Here is a 1,981-nt window from a genome sequence, read left to right as displayed (position 1 = left end):
GGGCGGCGGGGCGGTCAGCCCGGCGGCGACCAGGCCGACGCCGGTGACGCCGAGCAGGGCCACCACGGCGACGGTGGACACGGTGGCCAGACCGGGCCACCGGCGGCGTTTCCGTGATCCGGTCGGCGCGGTGGGCGCGACCGCCGGTTCGGATGTTCCTCGACGCCACACGTGGTCACCTCCGGGCCTGATCCTTGGAGGCCCGCCCCGGCTCGTCGCCGGCACGGGCCTCCGTAACAGGGATGGTGCGCCAGGTCAGGCCAGAGTGGACGCCGCGCGTCGGCGGCGCAGCAGCAGGACGGTGCCGACCGCGGCCGCACCGAGCAGCGTGCCGCCGGCGGCGAGCGCGCCGGTGCCGTCGCCCCGCCCACCGGAGCCGGCGGGTGCGCCGCCGATCGGGGTGACGGTGAACTGGGTGCTGCTCTGCACGGTGCCGTCACCGCAGGTGGCGGTCACCGTGTACGTGCCGAGGGTGAACCCGGCGGTGAAGAGTTCGGCGCTCAGGCCGCCGCCCGGGGCGACGGTGGTGGAGCGGACGTTCTCGTCACGGTTGGGGCCGGTGACGCGGAAGATCGCGTCGCCGGAATTCGGGTCGCAGGTCGTCGCGGTGAGGACGACCGTGCCACCCACCGGGGTGGTGGCCGGTGACACGACGGTCTCCGCGAGCGCGGCGCCCGGCAGCAGCAGTACGCCGAGACCGACGCCGGCGACCGCCGACAGGATGAGTTTCTTCGGTTTCATACGCGTCTTCCCTCACTCTTCGTCCGCTGAGCACGTGGCGGGACGTCGTTCGGGTGGCCAACTCCGCGACTAGCACCGGTGTCCCCACACTAGGGCGGTTGGCCCCTCGATCCGGTGAAAATGAGAAATCCCCGTTACCGTCACGTGTCCACCCGAGAGCGGGGTGAGCTGCGGAAACGCCGGGCACGCCCGGGTGGGCACCCGACGTTCCGCCTGGGTCGAAGGCGAGGTGTGGCCCGGTCGGCAGGCCGAGCCGAGCCCGCGCGGGCCGGGGGCCCGGCGGGCCCGTCCGCGCGCTCAACCGGCCCGGGTCGGCTCCGGGAGGGGCTGGTCCGTCTCCAGCAGCGTCTTGAGGCCGGCCAGCAGCTCCGGCCACCCGCCACTGCCGTCGAGCTGCCCACTGATCGCCCGGTGCATCTCGCTGTCGGGCGAGAAGTCGTCGTGGATCACGGTCAGGCGGACCGCGGCGCCGTGCGGCTCGATCTCGAAGGTGACAGTCGACCGGCGCTCGCCGAGCCGGGCGGCGAGTTCCGCCTCGGACCAGCCGAAGTGCGCGGCGTGCTCCGGCTGGAAGCCGTGCCAGCTGTACGAGAGGCGCCGCGGCGGCTCGGCCACCAGCACCCGCTGGCCGAGGTCGCGGAACTCCGCGCCCGGCGCGTCCTGCCAGAGCACGGGGGAGCCGACCTGCCAGTCGGACTCCAGAGCGACGCCACCCCAGTAGCGGCGGGTGAAGGCCGGTTCGGTGAGCGCGGCCCAGAGCCGCTCCGGGGTGGTGTTGATGTAGGTGGTGTAGACGAACGTGGGACTCTCCACGGGCGAAGCCTCCAATGCTGCGCGCAGGTCGGCGAGCGCCTCGGCCCGCTGACGGTCGTACCGGCTGATCCACCGGTCGGCGATCGCCGTGATCGGTGCCGCGTTGAGGTGGTGCAGCTTCTCCCGCCCCCGCCGGACGGTGGTGACCAGCTCGGCGGCCTCGAGCACCGCCAGGTGCTTGCTCACCGACTGCCGGGTCATCTCCAGCCCCGCGCAGAGCTCGCGCAGGGTCTGGCCGTTGCGGGCGTTGAGGCTGTCGAGCAGGCGCCGACGGCTCGCGTCGGCGAGCGCCCGGAACACCGCGTCCACCACACCTCCAATAAGCAACCGATCGGCTGCCTGTCAGGTTAGGCAACCAAAAAGCTGCCTGTCAACGGGCCGGCCCCGAGCCCGGGCCACGTGCCGACCCCGGCGCCACCCGCCACCC

Annotated in this window: 2 protein-coding genes; both read right to left on the bottom strand. The window is 73.3% G+C overall.

Translation table 11 applies throughout. The annotated features are described in order from the left end of the window. Positions 1-255 precede the first annotated feature (255 nt). Entirely contained in the window at positions 256-741 is a 486-nt protein-coding gene (locus E1211_RS31885; protein ID WP_132353926.1) for a hypothetical protein, read from the bottom strand. A gap of 297 nt (positions 742-1,038) precedes the next feature. Next, the gene (locus tag E1211_RS31880; protein WP_132353924.1) at positions 1,039-1,863 is read right to left on the bottom strand and encodes a metalloregulator ArsR/SmtB family transcription factor; all 825 of its coding nucleotides are present in this window, start codon (positions 1,861-1,863) and stop codon (positions 1,039-1,041) included. Positions 1,864-1,981: the final 118 nt, after the last annotated feature.

Origin of the sequence: Micromonospora sp. 15K316 (assembly GCF_004348525.1) — a bacterium.
Classification (GTDB): domain Bacteria; phylum Actinomycetota; class Actinomycetes; order Mycobacteriales; family Micromonosporaceae; genus Micromonospora.
The sequence above is the reverse complement of the archived record's forward strand: the minus strand, read 5'-3'. Positions and strand labels throughout refer to the sequence as shown.

Excerpts from the sequence above, each read along its gene's own strand:
- E1211_RS31885 (WP_132353926.1), bottom strand. The coding sequence starts at position 741 with ATGAAACCGAAGAAACTCATCCTGTCGGCGGTCGCCGGCGTCGGTCTC.